Annotated in this window: 17 protein-coding genes and 1 pseudogene; 13 read left to right on the top strand and 5 right to left on the bottom strand. The window is 70.0% G+C overall.

Annotated features, from left to right (window positions below):
• Window positions 1–111: 111 nt before the first annotated feature.
• Window positions 112–286: pseudogene (locus ABD353_RS29665) on the top strand (LysR family transcriptional regulator); the annotation flags it as partial.
• Window positions 287–383: 97 nt separating this feature from the next.
• Here the strand turns inward: ABD353_RS29665 and ABD353_RS29660 are convergent.
• Entirely contained in the window at window positions 384–1,235 is an 852-nt protein-coding gene (locus ABD353_RS29660) for a M48 family metalloprotease (protein WP_344626767.1), read from the bottom strand.
• Window positions 1,236–1,585: 350 nt separating this feature from the next.
• The gene (locus ABD353_RS29655; protein WP_344626766.1) at window positions 1,586–1,825 is read right to left on the bottom strand and encodes an ABC transporter permease; all 240 of its coding nucleotides are present in this window, start codon (window positions 1,823–1,825) and stop codon (window positions 1,586–1,588) included.
• A gap of 515 nt (window positions 1,826–2,340) precedes the next feature.
• On the opposite strand from ABD353_RS29655, the gene ABD353_RS29650 reads away from it, so the two are divergent.
• The 4 genes from ABD353_RS29650 to ABD353_RS29635 all read left to right on the top strand — a co-directional run bounded on the left by ABD353_RS29650 (window position 2,341) and on the right by ABD353_RS29635 (window position 5,703).
• The gene (locus tag ABD353_RS29650; RefSeq protein ID WP_344626765.1) at window positions 2,341–2,538 is read left to right on the top strand and encodes a hypothetical protein; all 198 of its coding nucleotides are present in this window, start codon (window positions 2,341–2,343) and stop codon (window positions 2,536–2,538) included.
• A 191-nt stretch (window positions 2,539–2,729) separates the two neighbouring features.
• Window positions 2,730–5,192: a hypothetical protein gene (locus tag ABD353_RS29645; RefSeq protein ID WP_344626764.1), complete on the top strand. Its 2,463-nt coding sequence runs from the start codon at window positions 2,730–2,732 to the stop codon at window positions 5,190–5,192.
• Between the two features lie 115 nt (window positions 5,193–5,307).
• Window positions 5,308–5,463 carry a hypothetical protein gene (locus tag ABD353_RS29640; protein ID WP_344626763.1) on the top strand — a complete coding sequence of 52 codons (156 nt, stop codon included), beginning with the start codon at window positions 5,308–5,310 and terminating at the stop codon, window positions 5,461–5,463.
• A gap of 30 nt (window positions 5,464–5,493) precedes the next feature.
• Window positions 5,494–5,703 (top strand): hypothetical protein, encoded by a 210-nt coding sequence (locus ABD353_RS29635; protein WP_344626762.1) that lies wholly within the window; start codon window positions 5,494–5,496, stop codon window positions 5,701–5,703.
• 382 nt (window positions 5,704–6,085) lie between these two features.
• Here the strand turns inward: ABD353_RS29635 and ABD353_RS29630 are convergent, their stop codons facing one another.
• From ABD353_RS29630 to ABD353_RS29620, 3 genes are all read right to left on the bottom strand, one after another.
• The gene (locus ABD353_RS29630) at window positions 6,086–6,991 is read right to left on the bottom strand and encodes a DciA family protein (protein ID WP_344626761.1); all 906 of its coding nucleotides are present in this window, start codon (window positions 6,989–6,991) and stop codon (window positions 6,086–6,088) included.
• Window positions 6,992–7,028: 37 nt separating this feature from the next.
• Window positions 7,029–8,450 (bottom strand): hypothetical protein, encoded by a 1,422-nt coding sequence (locus ABD353_RS29625; RefSeq protein WP_344626760.1) that lies wholly within the window; start codon window positions 8,448–8,450, stop codon window positions 7,029–7,031.
• 778 nt (window positions 8,451–9,228) lie between these two features.
• On the bottom strand, window positions 9,229–9,993 hold the full coding sequence (locus tag ABD353_RS29620; protein ID WP_344626759.1) for a GntR family transcriptional regulator: 765 nt from the start codon (window positions 9,991–9,993) through the stop codon (window positions 9,229–9,231).
• Window positions 9,994–10,482: 489 nt separating this feature from the next.
• On the opposite strand from ABD353_RS29620, the gene ABD353_RS29615 reads away from it, so the two are divergent.
• The 8 genes from ABD353_RS29615 (at window position 10,483) to ABD353_RS29580 (ending at window position 16,304) form a co-directional block, all read left to right on the top strand.
• Window positions 10,483–11,061 carry a hypothetical protein gene (locus ABD353_RS29615; protein ID WP_344626758.1) on the top strand — a complete coding sequence of 193 codons (579 nt, stop codon included), beginning with the start codon at window positions 10,483–10,485 and terminating at the stop codon, window positions 11,059–11,061.
• A gap of 167 nt (window positions 11,062–11,228) precedes the next feature.
• Entirely contained in the window at window positions 11,229–11,642 is a 414-nt protein-coding gene (locus tag ABD353_RS29610; RefSeq protein WP_344626757.1) for a hypothetical protein, read from the top strand.
• Complete coding sequence (locus tag ABD353_RS29605; RefSeq protein WP_344626756.1) at window positions 11,639–11,776, top strand: hypothetical protein; 138 nt, start codon at window positions 11,639–11,641, stop codon at window positions 11,774–11,776. The genes ABD353_RS29610 and ABD353_RS29605 overlap by 4 nt, the downstream gene beginning before the upstream one ends.
• Before the next feature lie 222 nt (window positions 11,777–11,998).
• On the top strand, window positions 11,999–13,513 hold the full coding sequence (locus ABD353_RS29600) for a hypothetical protein (RefSeq protein WP_344626755.1): 1,515 nt from the start codon (window positions 11,999–12,001) through the stop codon (window positions 13,511–13,513).
• A 175-nt stretch (window positions 13,514–13,688) separates the two neighbouring features.
• Window positions 13,689–13,958 carry a hypothetical protein gene (locus ABD353_RS29595; RefSeq protein ID WP_344626754.1) on the top strand — a complete coding sequence of 90 codons (270 nt, stop codon included), beginning with the start codon at window positions 13,689–13,691 and terminating at the stop codon, window positions 13,956–13,958.
• Window positions 13,959–14,164: 206 nt separating this feature from the next.
• A complete protein-coding gene (locus ABD353_RS29590; RefSeq protein ID WP_344626753.1) occupies window positions 14,165–14,719 on the top strand; it encodes a hypothetical protein in 555 nt (184 codons plus the stop codon).
• Window positions 14,720–14,754: 35 nt separating this feature from the next.
• Window positions 14,755–15,876, top strand: coding sequence for a hypothetical protein (locus ABD353_RS29585; protein WP_344626752.1), 1,122 nt, complete (start codon window positions 14,755–14,757; stop codon window positions 15,874–15,876).
• Window positions 15,877–15,908: 32 nt separating this feature from the next.
• Window positions 15,909–16,304, top strand: coding sequence for a hypothetical protein (locus ABD353_RS29580; protein ID WP_344626751.1), 396 nt, complete (start codon window positions 15,909–15,911; stop codon window positions 16,302–16,304).
• Window positions 16,305–16,434 lie beyond the last annotated feature (130 nt).

The following is a 16,434-nucleotide window of genomic DNA, read 5'->3' as shown; positions in this document are numbered from 1 at the left end:
AACGGGCGCTTCACCAACGCTTCCACCCGGCTGCTGGACCAGGGCTATGGCCCCCGCGGTGACAACGGCGGCGACCCCCACCGCAGCCGCGACGCGGCCGACGCTGCGGTGGCGGGCGGCACGGTCGGCCTGGCCCCGCTCGGACACCAGCTGCCCGCGGAGTTCGTGGTGGTACCGCTGACCGACATGGCGCCGAGCCGGGTGGTGGCGGTGTGGAACGAAGGTAATACCAACCCCGCTGATCCGATCCTTCATCGAGATCGCGACAGCCGCCTACCGTCACTGAGCGCGGGCAACCCGGTACTGCTGTACCAGCGCGACGGCGAGGAGCCCCTCCGGACGGCCGGCCTCGACCTGAATCGCTCCGGCTTCCAGCGGCCCCGTCAACCGTGCACGGTGGTGGTTCTCGGTGCCCTGTCTGCATGGGGTGATGCATGCAGCAACATCTGGAGACGCTGCTGCGAGTCTTGATCCAAGCTGTTGAGGAACCTCTCGTAGTCCTGAGGATTCGCCCAGGACGCGAAGGCGATTACATTGATATAGCGATTCACCAGATGTGGCGTTTCCGAGAGCAGCTGGGAGTACCGCGCCATCCACCGATGTTCGACCAGAACTCCCTGCCTCAGGATTCCCGACACAGAGACCTGTGCAGACATTTCGTTGCCCACCATAAGTCTGGCCAGCACAGAGAGAGGTGCCTCCAGGCGTCCCGCACACAGGTATCCGATTTGGTCGCCGGTATACGTCGTGGCCCGATAGTACGGATTGAGGAACGGTGAGACGAACCTGAGAACCTTAAGATAGTCGAGCAGCATGCTGATGTGGGCGAACCTGGCATGCCTTGACTTGAGCGCGCCTACGTAACTCGCGATGATGAAATGCAGGCGCGCGTATTGCTCTTCGTGAAGTCCAGCAGCGAAGGATCCGTCGAGAAGAATCACCCGATGTCCCAGTAGGTGGACCAGCTGAGCCTTCCCCTCGACGTTGTCCGCGACGTACAGATCGATGGGTCGAGTATATTCCAGCTGGCGCCGCACTGCTGTCAGCGTTTCATGGATCTCTGGAAAGGAATCCGGGTCAACCTTGATGGCCCCTCCGAGTAGCCTGGCTTTCCATAGTTGAATGACGAACAGCAGTGCGGCAGCGAATACGATCAGCAGTGAGATGGCGAAAATGGCCACCAGGACGGCGACAATTGGGCCGATCACCGCGAGGACGATCGATGCGAGCAGCAATCGCGAACCCTCATACGGATGTCTGACGCTTCGGGGGTCGACTGTTTCTCGGAGACCAATCAGCGTCCCCGATGCCCCGACTGCTCCTCCCTCGGAATTCATCGCGGTACCTCCGCAGGTTTCAGGGATGGCTTCCGATCGACCCCCGGTGCGGGGCGGGGCGCCCATCCGTCGAATCGTCGACCCGCCCTAGGCGGGTTCTCGCGGCCGGCGCCTCGCTGCGTCTGATCATGTCGCTTCACTTGTCCTGAAGCTTGCACAACCTGAGGAATTTGGATTCAAGGTACGTGACTGCGGGGCTGTGGATGGGTTTCAGCGCTCGGACGAACCTGGGGCGGATCGTTGGATGTTCAGGGATGGTCGGGGCCGTTTGCCCCAAGTGTTCGCGGTCGGCGCCATTCGCCCCGGGCCAGCGTGGCGAAGCCGATGGTTGCGCAGAATGCCAGGGCGACGATGACCCACTCCAGTGCTCCGCTGTGCTGGTCCGGATCGACGCCAAAGACCTGTTCGATCCAGTCCGGCCAGGCCAGGGTAACGATGAAGATCAGGCCGCTCAGGGTGGCCAGAACCGCCTCGGTCCAGCCGCGCATCCTAACATTTGTGATCATTTTGACACCTGACACTTAATTGCCGTACCCCTCGGTGGGAATTGCCGTCGAATTCCTTCCGGGCGTCCGTATCGGGCCGTCGGCTGCAGGCGTGGCGACGGAACGGCGCTCCACGGTTCGCTCATGGCTCCACTATCCATGCGCGTGGTCGCACTTCTCAGTAGGCGTCAGCCGGTGAGGCCCTGTCAAGAGTGCCCGGGTTGCGTCACGCACCGTCACATCCGATGCATTCGGTAATCACCGAAACCCAGTTGAAGAATCACCGAAATTCGCCGGGACTCGGGCGTCGCACAACCGATGCACTTGGCGGGCTCCAGGCTTACTCTGGAGATATTCCGAGCCCTTCCGGATGCCCGATGAGGGGATGGCGGACCGCTCGCAATTACCTAGAGGAACTATTCTGCGCTTGTCGATACGCCCCGTGGCCGCGCCTGTTGGTGCCGGGTGTCCGCGTTAGAGGCTCCGAGTTCGACCGGCGCTGCGAACGGGACAGAGGCATGGACGTGGAAGCCGACGAGCCCGTCGGTGCCGGGAAGGACCGGCCTGCTCGGCGCAGGGACGAGTTCCTTGCCGCCCGCGAGCGCCAGTGTGACGACAGCGAGGCGGCGCAGCAGACCGAGTGCGGCGCACCGCCGCAGGAGGAACGAGACGAGGCCGCCCCGAATGCGGGCGACGGCGACGCGCCCGCCACATGAGTGACGGATCGCCATCGGTGCCCAGCCGCATCCGGGCACTGTACGGAGACACATCGCGCGAGGAGGCAGCAATGCGCGGGCTCCACCCTCCAGGCCAGGACATCGGACACGAGCGGTCCCCGGGCGGGGGCGCGCTGGCCCGACTGATGCATCAGATCGCCAGTACGTCCGGCGCCCAAGATGCCCTGGACGTGGCACAGCTGGCCGTGCCCGACCTCGACCAAGAGACGGCGGAGAATCTGCTGACGCAGCTGATCGGTGCTCCGCCGAGCCCGCCGGAGGGCAGCGGTGGATCCGGCGGAGAGGGAGATGTGGGCACCTCCGCCGAGCAGTTGAGCGGGCCCACGAACGGGCGGCAGCAACCGCACAACGGGAACCTGCAGGACCTCGGTGCCGCATATATGGCCGTGGGCGAGGCATTGGGAACTACGCCGCCGAGCCCCACCGGTCCGAACTGGAGGCCACTCGGACCGTACACGATTCCCAACGGTCAAACGTACGGCTCGGCCCGCGTCAACGTGTCGGGACGTGTGTCGGCGATCGCCGTGGACCCACTCAACGCCAGCCACCTGCTGGCCGGCGGGGCCCACGGCGGTGTCTGGGAGAGCCGCGACCGCGGCGCGTCCTGGACCCCGCGGACCGACAACGCGGCCACGCTCACCGTGGGCGCCATCGCCTTCGACCCGGGAACCCCGACCACGGTGCTCGCCGGGACCGGCGAGGGCAACTGGTGGTCCTGGCTCGGCGCCGGCGTACTGCGCTCGACCGACGGCGGCGCCACCTGGACAACGCTGTGCACGGCACCCTTCGTCGGCCGTGGGTTCTACGACCTCGTCATCGACCGCTCCGCACCCACCAGGGTGTACGCGGCGACAACGGGCGGTCTGTACGTCTCCACCAACGGCGGGACCACCTGGACGCAGCGCCGGGCGGCCGTGACCTGGTCCGTTTCGGTGAACGCCGCAGGGAGCGAGGCGCTCGCCGCCTGTAGCGACGGCCTGTTCAGGTCGACCGACAACGGCGTCACCTGGAACTCCGTCACGCTTCCGGGCGCGCCGACCGCGCTCAGCCGCATGGCGACCGCCATCGCACCGTCGGATGCCACCATCGCCTACGTCTGGGCGGCCTCCAGCACTGCGGCCTATCTCGCCCGCCGTTCGGGAGGCACGTGGACCTCGGTCACCGCGCCCGCCGCGAACCTCGGCCAAGCCTGGTACGACTGGTTCGTCGCCGTATCGCCCGACAACGCTGGTCAGGTGTACTGCGGCGCGATCAGCGTCTACCGCGGCGACCTGAGTGGAACGACCTGGACCTGGCGGGACATCGCCTCGCAGCCTTCCCCCGGCCAGTCGATCCACCCCGACCAACACGCGATCGCCTTCGAGCCCGGGCAGCCGCAGGTCGTCTACATCGGCAACGACGGCGGCCTGTTCCGCACGCCCGACCGCGGAGCCACGTGGCAGCACCTCAACAACGGTCTGGAAATCACCGAATTCGAGTACCTTGCTCAGGACCTGGGGCAGTCGCGGTGGCTGCTCGGCGGAACGCAGGACAACGGCACCGAGCGGTGGACTGGCTCGTCGGTGTGGCTGCACTCCCAGGACGGCGACGGTGGCGACTGCGCCGTGAACCGCACCGACCCGCGCACCGTCTTCCACACCTTCTTCAACATGGGCATCGAGCGCTCCACATCCCGCGGCGACTGGGGCACGTGGACATGGACGCCGCCCCCGGTGCCCTCCGGAGAAGGCTCCCTCTTCTACCCGCCAGTCGAGGCCAGTACCACCAACGGCAACACCGTCGCCCAAGGCGGAGGCGCCCTCTACGCCTCCCGGGACAACTGCGCCAACTGGACGAGACTTGCGTTTCCCTCCGCCGCCACCGCCACCGCGATGTACATCCCGACCGCGGACCAGATCTACGTCGGAACGAGCGACGGACGCGTGTTCGTCACCCGATTCAACACCGGTACCAGCAACTGGGGGGCGCTGACCCCGCTCACCACGCCCCGCGCGAACGCATGGGTCAGCGACATCCACGTCGATCCCGCCGACCTGAATCGGATCTGGGTCACCCACACCACGCGCAGCGGCGGACGCGCATGGCGCTCCACCGACGGTGGCAGCACCTGGACCGACCGCACCGCCGGTCTGCCCGACCTGCCGCTCAATGCGATCGAGGTCCACCCGGAGAACTCCAACCGCATCTGGGTGGCCGCGGACCTCGGCGTCTACCAGAGTCTGGACGCCGGAGCCACGTGGCAGGTCTTCTCCAGCAGCCTGCCCAACGCCTTCGTGGGCGACCTCCTCTACCACCGGCACGCCCGCGTCCTGCGAGCCGGTCTGCGCAACCGTGGTGTGTGGGAGATCCCCGTCGACGGCTGGATGACCGACCCCGTGTGCGGCGTCCAATGGACGGGCACCGTGCCCGCCAATTCCAGCAAGCGATTCTTCACCTGGGGATGGCCCGCCACCTGGCACGTCCTGTGGACCGTCATGCCGGCGAGCATCACCGCCGGCGTGCCCTCGGTCAGCTGGCAGGTCCAGGTTGAACGAGGTGACTACGAGTACGCCACCTACTGGATCACAGTCACCAACCTCACCAGCGTCCCCGTCACATTCGAGGGCCGCTACGCGGTCCTCAGCCGCTACTGAAACCGGAGAGCACACCGTGTGGACCAACGTGCAGTACACCGGCTCGTTGGGGCCCAACGCCTCGACCCGCCTGACCACCTACGGATGGCCGGCAGCCTGGCATGTCGTTTGGTACATGATGCCGACGTCCCCGCAGAGCGGAGCTCCGCAGATCGACTGGGATGTCTCGGTCGAACGCTACAACTCCACACAGGTCACCTACTGGCTCACCGTCAAGAACCTCACCGCGACCACCCTCAGCTACGAGGCCCGCTACGCGGTCCTCGGTTGACTCGGCGGACGCGACCCGGAAGGCACCGTGATGCGCATCACCATCGAAATCGACGACTGCAAGGACGCGCCGGCCGAGCAGCAGCCGCCCAGCCAGTCCCAACCCGACCAGGTGGCCGCAGTGGACATCGGACCCGCCCCTGCAGCCCCCGACGCCACCCCCGCGATGCCGTCCACCGACCAGCGGTACGAATCCGCCTACGCCCCGGACCACCCTGCCGGCGCCGCCCCCAATCCCTGAGCCATTTCAGAGCGCGTCATCGACCCATGGTGGCTCCTCGGCTAAGCAGTTGAGAGGTTGAACGTCTCACTCGGCCGCCGGGAGGCCTGTTCAGTCATGCCCTGAGCTTGATCCGCTTTGATGGACACCTCAGTGTGGCGGTCGGGCCGCTCCGGGTGGTGCAGCCGGGCGACCCGGCGCGGCGGATCGGCTGACCCCTGCTGGCACGGGGAGGACTCCACCAGCGTCACCGGCGACGGATTCCCCTGCGGTTGACCCCCGCTTGCGGGGATGGTCCCTGGGAGGGCCCCGTCCACCTACGCGCCACGATCTCGGCCCCGCGCTCGCGGGGGTGCTCCTGCGAGCGTGGCGATCTCGATGGCGACCAGGACGTCGTGCGCATTCAGGGTGGTGCTGGCTTCAGCGGCTGAGGCTGCATCGACGGTGGGGTCACGCGGCGCCGGTGACGGGTGGGCTTCCAGCCAGGGCGCAGCGGGGCGGTGCTGTCCCGCTGCGCCCTGGCGGCTGCGAGGGCGGCGTGGTGGCGGGCGAGCTGCTCGGGGGCGTGCGTACGGGCGGCGGTTTCCGGACGCTGGGTCTCGTCGGCGGCGGTGGGCCGGGCTTCCTCGGGCTCGCGGAGCCAGCCTCGGTGTCCGTGGAACCACTGGTCGCGATCGGCGGTGAGGTGGGCTGCGGCTTGGTCGAGTGTGACTTCACGGGCGATGGCGTGGTCGCGCATCTGCTGGCGGAGCTGCTGGTAGCTGGGGTTGTCGGTGAGTGGTGGTGTTGTCGGTGTGGGCGGCCGGTCCGTCTTCTGTTCGGCGGGGCTGGCGCTGTCGGATGCGGGTGTCGGGCTGGGGATGGTGAGGCCGACGCGGATGTCGATGGCACGGACGGTGTCGGGGCGGGCGCTGTTGAGCCTGGTGAGGACGGCTCGCTGGTCGAGGCGGAGTTTGGTGGCCCAGGCGGGGGAGTCGCAGGTGACGCGCAGGGTGCGGGTGTGTGTGTTGAACCCGGCCGGGAACCAGTGGGCGGCGGCTTCCGGGCCGACGAGCTCGGCCCAGTTGCCGCGCATCGCGCCCTGCGCGGTGCCGAGTGCCCAGCCGTGCGCGGCGGCCATTGCGGGCATCACGGCGGTCAGGGCGGAGGGGTCCCGGGCGTCGCGGTTGGCCCGGGCCACCTGCTGGCGGGTGGCGGTCGGCCTCTTCGTCGGGGCGTTCCCGTGGAGCCGGGCTGCGCGGCGGGCGGCAAGGAGCGCGGTGCGGGCGGCGTCGGCGCCGCAGGGCACTGGGTCGGCAGTGCTGGTCATGCCGTGGACCTCCGTTCGGGGTGATGGAGAGGGGTGCTCAGCGGGTGACGCCGAGCTGGACGTGCGGGCTCGCGGCCAGGGCTGCGTACCGGGCGACCATGTCGGTGCCGAACAGGTCGACGGCGCTGTCGCCGGCGAGCTCCATCCGGGCGGCCGCCGCTGCGGGGAGGTAGAGCGCCTCCTGCAGGTCCTGCTCGGTCGCCGGGGCAGCGCTGGCAGCCGCGGCCTCGCCGAACAGGCCGGCGAGGAACTCCATCTCGCCGACCAGCTCGCGCACCGCGGCCACCGAGGTGTCCTCGATGCGGGTAGCAGCGTCCGCGGCTACCTGCCGGTCGTGCTGCGCCTGGTCGGCTTCTTGGCGCAGGGCGTGCGCGATCAGCGAGTGGGGCCGCTCGGGACGCCACAGCAGGCCGGCACCCGCATACTGACGTGCGACCTCGCCGAGCCAGGCCACGGCCTGGTCCACGCTCCACCCTCGTCCGGCCAGGTCGTTGAGGACCCACCGCAGCTGGTCGTGCGAGGCCTGGCGCACCCACGGCAGCTGCCGGTACGCGGCTCGGGCTAGCCGGTCACCGGCCGCCAGCATCGCCGCGGTCACGACCTGCCCGAGAACCGTCCGGTGCCGCGCCCCAGCCGGCCGCGAGGTCTGCTTCCTCCTGGTGATCGACTTCTCGACACAGGCGGCGCCCGTAGCTTTTGAATCACCCACGGGGGGAGAGATCAGGCAGTCAGTGGTACCGACCTCCATTGGGGTGCAACGCGGGGTGCTGACGGATCGTCGGACACTGGTGTGGCGAACGGTGCGACGGGTCTGGCGCACCCGCCGGGAGGCCTTCCTTCCGAGTTCCGCGATGACCGAGCGGCCCTCGTCCGAGATGCCGGTCATCCGCCGCTCCAGCCCGTCGCCCGATGTGCGGATTCCGAGCGCCCGGTCATACGATGCGGGGACGAGCCGCTCGTACTCCGAGGCGCGGCTCTCCACCCGAGCCTGACCCGGCATCACCGGCAGCCTGGTGCCGATCGATCGCCAGGCCAGCAGCCCAGTCGACCGCAGGATCTCCAGGTGGTACTGCACGGTGCGCTCGCTGCACCGCAGGCTCCGCATCAGGTGCGCGATCGACGGCCGGCACGGCGTCAACTCCGAGAGCACGTCGACGAGGCGCAGCGTCGTCTCGCCAAACCTCGGCCCGTGTGTCGGCACGTACAGGCCCGCACCGTGCACCCAGTGCGCGGCCTGCCGCCAGCTGTAGCCGTCGAGCGCGATCCTGCCGGAGGCGCCGGAGAGCAGATGCTGCTCCTTCGGCACCCACGCCACCCGTGAAGGCACGGCGGCGGGCCCGGACGCCGTGCCAGCCCGCTGGCAGGGGATACGGGCGAGGAGGGATGCGTCCGGAATTCGCAGGTTTGTGCGGCGGCCGGGCATGGCCGACTGGATTTGGGCAGTATTGTGCTGCATCATGGCCCCGTCCTCATGCGTTTGGATGAGGGCACACGAAGGCCCTCGATGGGGGGTTGACGTGGTTCTTGCGGAACCGAAAGAGAGGCGACAGGCCCCGGCAAGGGCGGTCCCTCAGGTGGACGATCTGGGTGCTGTCCAGCTGGCAAGCTGATCCGCACCCGGGGCGGCGCTACCAGAAGTCCTCTGGCAGGAGGATCTCTGGGGAATGGCGCCGCCCGTAGAGGCCTAGGTCATGACACTCCCCGAATCCGTTGGGAGAGCGGGGCAGGCCGGTGCAGCGCGCAACGTCAGCAACTGCACGAGAGAATGATCAGCGATGGGTGTCCAAGCAGACGCCGAGAACGCGGCGGGCAATACCGTCTGGCTGTTGCGCCAGCGGGCGCTGCTCCAGGTACGCTGATACACAGCGCGCCACCTTCCTCTGTCTGGGTGTGCCGCTACTGAGTCATCGAGGCCGCCTCCAACAACGGCTTCTGACTCTCCGGCCCCGGGCTTCCGGTTCCGGCGGGATCTTCCACCCCGCCGCGGGAGCTGACGGGGCCTTACCTCTGTCCGAGCTCAACAGCGAGGCTTCCACTCCTCGCTGTCGACTACGGACAGCACCTGATCCTAGACCCTTTGTGGTCTTCCAGTCGCAGCTCTATGTCCGGCAGTTCGGCGCAGCGCGCCGGCCATTTTGGTGTCTGGCTCCTGCCGCGCTCACGAAACAGGTAGGTGCCTGCGATAGCTGGTTCGCAATTGTGGCGACCGGCTCTCGTGGTCGGAAGCCAAGCGTCGCTCACTCAGCCACGTGGCGAGGGACAGCCTTCCGAGTGCCGGGCGCATAGGTGTCCTCCCATACCTCGATGGGCTGACCGTCGTCGGTGTGGAAGGTCACGTTGCTCACCAGAACCGGCACCGCGATGCCTGTCGGAACGTCAAGGAGCCCGAGTGCTTCGAGCTCGTCACCGGACGCTGCGCGTGCCTGGAAGAGCTCGTCGGCCGGAGTGATCCTTTCCCCAGTCCGCTCGGTGTACAGGAGCTGCCAAAACTTAGGCAGCTCCTCGCCCGCGACGAGCTCTGGAACGACTGCTAGGGCGCGTGGGTGGATGCAGTTGACCCCGATGGTGGTCGGCTTGCCGTCCTGGGAGAAGAGCCGGATGCGCAGCACGATCTCGTCACCCAGTTCGATCCCCAGCTGCTCCGCAACATAGGGGTCGTAGCAAGAGTGCAGCGACGGACTGCGCAGCTCCACCTTGGCTTCGCCGTCCCTGTAGGGGCGGCCCGTGCGAATTAGTCGCTCGATCCGGGCAATGCCCGTGACTACGACCGGGGGCGGCGTCGCTACCACGGTCCCGACTCGAGGACGGGCGACCGTGAGGCCTTCGCGGCGCAGCTGAGCCATGGCCGCGGCAGCAGTCGTGTTGCTTACGCCCCATTCGGCCTGCACCTCGCGGACGGTGGGGAGCTTGGTACCGGGTGTCAGCTCACCGCTGGAGATCTTTTGCCTGTAGTGCTCTGCGATCTCTTCGTACCCCGGGCCCCGTGCCCTCTTGGCGCTCATGCGTGTGTCCTCTCAGTCGCGGCCGGCTCGACTGTGCGGGGTCTGTGGACCACCACGATAGTCATTGTTCCGGAACATTGACAAGGGTGGGCGCTGGGTGTCATGGTCCTGAATGTCGCCAGTCGGTTCAGGATGCGACCCGGACTGACGGCGAAGTGCACCATTGCCATGCCCGAAAGCGCTGCGGGCTCAGGAATGCGACTCCTGCCCTGCAGCTGGGCGAGCCGCCTCAATCCCGTATTGTCACCGCCTCGTCAATGCTGAACAAAGCAGCTGCCAGTCGCTATGAGTGACGGCTTGGGTCGAGCCCACCTGCTCCCCAGGCCCCGGCAGCTGTACCTCATATCGGGCACCAACCAGCACCTCCACAGCGCTGCCGCGCTGTCTGTGCGCTAGGCCGCCAGCTGCTCGGCCAGGCCCGGGGCGGGCGGAGAAAGCAGCGCTCACTTCCCCCGGACTCATCCCCGTCTTCCTGCCCAGGAGGTCCCGATGCCTGCTCGTGTCCGTACCAAGCGCCGCAGCTCCCACCCCGCGATCCGCGTCAGCGCCCTGCGGCCCAGTACCTACAACCTGCGCCCCGGCGAGGCGCGCACGATTGTCTGCCCCGACTGCCAGACCTGGCAGCGCATCATGGGCGCCACGACGCTGACGATCCGCGACCACCACGCGACCGACCTGCCCGGCGCCGAGCTGGAGGCCGGCCAGACGGACCGCCGCTGCCCGAGCGCCCGCCGGGTCGTCCTGGTCGACCTCACCACCGACGAGATCGCGCGCTGGCAGCGGGTCCAGGACCGGTGGATCTCCCCGGACGCGATGCTGGCCGAGACCCGTCGCGCGGCCCGCCAGCACTACAAGCTGCTGCCCCCGCAGGCCCCGGCGGTCCACCAGATCGCCGAGCGTCGCGAGACCGTCCCCGCGCCGACCAACGCCGAGCGCGCCGAACAGTGGCGCCGCAGGCTCCCGGCGGTGCTCGTCGCGGACACCCTGCGCAGCATCCCGCTGCACGACGCCGTCGGTCCGATCCGCGGCGTTGAGGTCCCGACGGAGAAGCCGTCCCGCGCCGCCTGACCCACCGCCAGCACGAACAACCACGGCCGCCGCCCACCTCAGCACCACGGGGCGGGCGGCGGCCGTGGCTGCTCGTACAGCAGCCAGCGCACAAGAACGGCCCCCGGGGTGCGATCCCGAGGGCCGTTGTCGGTCGCCATCAACCTGTAGAGAAGAGGACAACGACCGTGAACATCATGGCACCCGCCACCTCGGACCTCGACGACCTGTACGCCCGCTACTCGGCCCGCCTCCTGGCGGCCGCCGCTGAGCGCCTCGCCGAGATCGGCCCCAGCGCTCTCGACCTCGACGAGGACGTCACCCAGGACGTGTGGGCGCACATCGCCGAGCACGGCCTGCCCGACGGCCTGCGCGGCCTGGACGCCCTCCTGTTCGTCCTCGACCACGCCGTTGCCCGGGTCCGTCGGCACCGCGGCCGGGAGATCCCCTCGGGCATCGCCATCCCCGCCCGCCGGACCGCACACGCCGTCAGCCGCGACACCCTCGACACGCCCATCCCCGGCACCCGCACCAACCCCGCTCTCCCGGCCACGGTCTCCGCCGCCCTCGCCGCCCTCCACGCGCTCTCGCTGGCCGGGTGACGCCGGTGGACGCCCAGGGAGCAGCCGAGCTGCAGCGCCAGATCCAGGAGCAGATGGCCCGCCTGGAGGCGCAGCGGGCCGCCGAACGGCAGCTCGCCGAGCAGCTGCGCCAGCAGCAGGGAGGCGCGTCGTGAGCAGCCCCGAGGACCAGGCCTGGACCCGGCAGATGGATGAGCTGCTGCGTCGGGCCCGTGAGATGCACCGGCGGGCGCAGGCCGAGAAGGCCGGCCAGCAGTAGTAGCCGTCGGTTGGTGTCGTTCGCCGCCGCGTCCTCGCCCGCTCGGGCGCGGGTGCGGCGGTGTTCGTCGGTGCCCGACGCACCCCCGGCGTCCCTGCCGCAGAAGAGAGGAGACGAGGTGTCCATCACCGTCGACAGGCCGGTCCGCACCAGCCCGGTGCCGGCCGCACGCCACCCCGCCCCCGGGCACGGCCCCGCAGCGCCCGCCGGTGCGGTGCACGCGGTGGCCCGTCAGGAGTACGACGCGGCCAGGGCCGCTCTGGCCCGGTTGAAGAAGCTCGGCGACATGATCACCCGCTCGCTGATGTCGATCGGTGGCGGAGCCCTGATCTTCACGTGCGCGAACGTCACGCTGTTCGCGATGTCGCACCACGTCCCGGTGTGGATCGCGTGGATGCTCGACCCGATGGCGTCCCTGGCGCTGATCACCGTCCTGTACGTGGACGGGGTCCTGGCCGAGCAGGGCGGCGAGCGGGCCGGGACCTGGCCGTTCGTGCTGCGCTGGTTCGCCGGCATCAGCACCTGGCTGATGAACTCCTGGACGAGCTTGTACCCGGACGGTGTCTTCGCCCTGGTTCCGAAGCACCCGGACGCCGGCGGCCTGCTGCTGCACTCGGTGGCGCCGTTCCTACTGATCACGATGGCGGAAGCGTCCTCTGGCTACCGCAAGTACCTCGCCAAGCGGCTCGGCGAGCTACGCGAGGTCGTTCAGGCCTACGAGGACCAGCAGCAGGCCGCCAAGGCCGAACGCGAGCGCCGCATCCGCGAGGAGGCGGAGCAGGCCGAGCGCGAACTCCGCGACGCGGAGCGGGCCGAACGCGAGGACCGCCGCCGCCGCGAAGAACGCGAGCACGAGGAGCGCCTGGAACGCGAGCGGATCCGCGAGGCCGCCGAGGTCGCCCGCCTCGCCTCCCAGACGGAAATCGAGCGACTGCGCGAGCAGAAGGACCTGGAGAACGCGAGGGCACTCCGCGAGGCCGAACAGGCCCGCATCGAAAGGGAAAACGAGGACGCCCGGCTGCGCCGCGAGCAGGAAATCGAGGAGCAGCGGCAGCGGATCGCGCGGGAAAACGAGGAGGCGCGGCGGCGCTCGGAAGCCGAGATCGAGGCGCTGCGGATCAAGGCCGAGGGCGAGGCGCAGGCGCAGATCCTGCTGGCGAACGAGCAGGTCAGGCGGCAGCAGGCGGCCGAAGCCGAGCGCCGGGAGCGGGAGGCCGCGGAGGCCGCCGAGAAGCGCCGCAGGGCGGAGGAGCGCGCGGCCGCGCGGCAGCAGCGACTGTCCTCGCAGACCCCTCGCGCTTCCCGAACCGTCGCCTCGCGTTCCCTCTCGGAAATCGTCTCGCAGAACGGCGGCACGGTTCCTCGCGAACTGCGCTCGCAGCTGCGCGAGCAGGCCGAGCGCGAGGTCGCGCGGCTGATGCTGGAGGGCTCGGAAATCGACCAGCGGGCGATCGGCGAGCGCTACGGCAAGGGCGAGACGTGGGTCGGAGACCGCATCCGCTCCGCGAAGAAGCGCCTCGCGGACGACTCGCAGTTCGAGCTCGCGGTGATCTCCTCCGCGCTGGAGGACGAGATGCCCGTCTCCGAGGAGACGCGCGACAGCGACACCCGGGCCGGCGGTGAGACGGCCTGACGGAAGGTCGGCCTCTCCGGTGGCCACCAGGGCGCTCACATCGCCCTGGTGGCACGCCGAAGGCGCCGAAGCGCCGAGCACCACGCTATCGGCCCGGCCGCCCGGCCGGGCCGCGAACAGCCCAAACAGCAATTCCCGCAGGTCAGACCGGCGGGCACAGCGACAAGGAGGAGCGGTGAGCAGCACCGAGCAGCCGCCGGCCTGGCGGCGCAAGAGGGAGACGAAGCGGTCGGAGGACCGGGCCCGTCGGGTCGGTGCGCACGCGGCGCAGCTGCGGTCGCGGGCTGCGGCCGGCGGTCCGAAGGCGGTGGCGGAGGCCGAGTGGGACATCGTCCGGCGGGTGATTGCGGGTCTGCCGGAGGGTGCCCGGGGCGGTGAGTGGGCGCACTTGGCGGCGGTGCTGCGGCAGCTGTCGACGCGCCTGACGGCCGGTCATAACCGGTAGCCGGTCTTGGGGGTTGGTGAATTTCACGGTCCCCAAATTCACGTCCGTGCGTGAAGGTGCGGGCCCGTAATGCGTAGGGGCGCGCGTGCGCGCACGCGAGAGTACGGGGTCACTCGCCGTGATGGCAAGGGGCCCGGGTGAGTGTCGCTACCGGCCGTCGGCCGGTCGCTTTTCTTGATCCACGAGTCCTTGAGGAGGGGATGGTCATGGCCGTTGTCGACGGTCTGGTGAGCGCCGGTGTCGGCGTTCTGAGCGTGGGTGTGTCGGTGGCGCTGCAGGTGCTCGCCGCCAGTGGGTCCACGGTCACGGCGGGGGCGGGCAAGCGTCACCACGGCGGCGGCCGGGGTTCCGGCCGGGGCGGTGACAGGGCCACGCAGGTGATGAACGCGGCGCTCGCCAGGCTGGAGATGCCGCGCCTGCACGTCGCGCTGTTCCTCACCGGCGGGGCCGGGCTGGCCGGCACCGGCCTGGGGGGCCTGATCAACTCGATGGCCACGTGGGCCAATCACCTGGTGGCGTCCTGGCTCCGGTCCTGGGTCGGCGGCGGGGTCGGGTTCCTGGTGTCGGGTGCGGCGCTGGTGATCCTCGTGAAGGACATCAAGGAGAACAAGGCCGGCCCCAGGACGCTGGCGCTCGCGCTGGCGATCCCCTCCCTGCTCGCGGCGATCCCCGGCCCGGTCGGGCACGCGGCCGCCGTGGCGGTCACCTGGGTCGTCACCACGGTGGCGCACGTCATCGGGTCCGCGTTCAGCACGAAGTAGCCCGCAGGAGAGAGGAGAGAGAAGGGGAGAGCCTGATGGAGATCCTCATCATGATGGCGCTCGCGTACGCGCTCGGCGGCGGCATCACCGCCGGGCACGCGACCGCCCAGCAGCACGGCAAGACCCCCAAGCAGCCCAAGCCGATCGACCGGACGGAGGCCGGCAAGGCGCTCGCCCAGGGCGCCATCAACTCCGTGGCCCGGGTCTACACCTGGACCTCGGGGGCGAAGGAGGGCTGGCGCAAGGCCTGGCCCGAGACCAAGGCGACGATCGCCGCGCGCCGCGCAAAGGTGAAGGCCGACAAGGCCGGACGCAAGGCAACCGCCGCCACGGAGAAGGCCGCCCCGGCCGAGCCGGAGATCATCGACGCGGAGATCGTCGAGGACGACGTCAACACCGGCGGCCCCACCGCGCCGAGCGCCGGGAAGATCGCCGAGGCCGAAGCGGCGGCCGCCACCGCGACCGCCGACGCTACGGTGAAGATCCACCTCGTCACCGACCCGCCCGCAGGCGCGGACGCCACCGGCACCCCGCCGACGGCACCTGCGCCCAAGCCGCCCACCGCCGCCCCGGTGCCCCCGCCCCGGCCCGCACCCACCCCGCCGCCGTCCGCCCCCGCCGCCCCCACCGGGCCGGGGGCGGACCCGTCCCCGGCCCCCGCCGCCGGGCCGTCGCTGCGCCTGGTCAAGGAACCGGAGGACCCGCCCGCCACCCAGCCAGGCCCCGCCCCCTCAGGCGGGGCCACGACCCCGAGGAGCAGCATGACCACCCTGCCCACCGCCGCCACCGTCGAGGTCAACGGCGTCGACTCCCTGCAGCTGTGGCTGCGCCAGATGCACGGCTGGGCGCAGCTGGAGATGGAGGACGCGCAGGCCGCGCTCGCGCGGATCGCCGACCTGCAGGCGAAGGCCGAGGCCGCGTACGCGGCGGCGGCCGGCGCGAAGTACGACCCCGCGACGCTCGGGGAGCTGGCGGCGATCGTCGACCAGCTCGGCCACCTGCGGACGGCCCGCGAGAGGGACCTCGCGTCCTCCGAGCTGGCCGCGCACAACGCGGCCGTCTCGGAGGGCAACGTGAAGGTCCGCCACGGCGCGATCAACGAGGCCGTGGCCGCCGCCCCGGTCGAGATGGCCGAGTCCACCACCTACGGCGACTGACCCCGCCACCGACCGAGAGGAACACCCTGTTCATGGGAGAGATCACCCGCCGCCCGGCCGAGATCAGCTACCGCCAGGTCCTGGAGACCCTGGCGCGCCTGGCCGCGGCGACCATGGCCGAGGAGCACGCCGCCCGCGAGCGCTTCGACCGCGTCGCCGCGAAGGTCGCCGACGCCGACCGCACCTACCACGCGCTGCGCGTCCTCGGGTTCGACCCGTTCACCCTGACCGACATCGAGCAGATCGGCCAGTCCCTCGTCGGGCAGGCCACCGCCGTGATGGAGGCCGCCAACAGCGCGATCGAGCTCAACACCGCCGCGCACCAGGCGGGCCGGAACGTGCAGCTGCGCCACGGCGGTATCGACGCCGCCGTCGCCTCGGCGCCGGTGCCGGCCGCCAACCGCGAGGCGTACAACAACCGGCTCTGAAGCCGGCCCGCTGCCGCGTCCCGGTCGCACACCGCCCCGCCCGCCCCCCCCCCCCCCCCGCGGGGGGGGGGGGGGGGGGGGGCGGCCGGGGGGGCGGCCCCCGCCGGGGGGGCGCCCCCCGCCCCCCGGC

It is taken from the genome of Kitasatospora arboriphila, from assembly GCF_039528095.1.
Classification (GTDB): domain Bacteria; phylum Actinomycetota; class Actinomycetes; order Streptomycetales; family Streptomycetaceae; genus Kitasatospora; species Kitasatospora arboriphila.
This window is presented reverse-complemented; position numbering and strand designations above follow the sequence as displayed.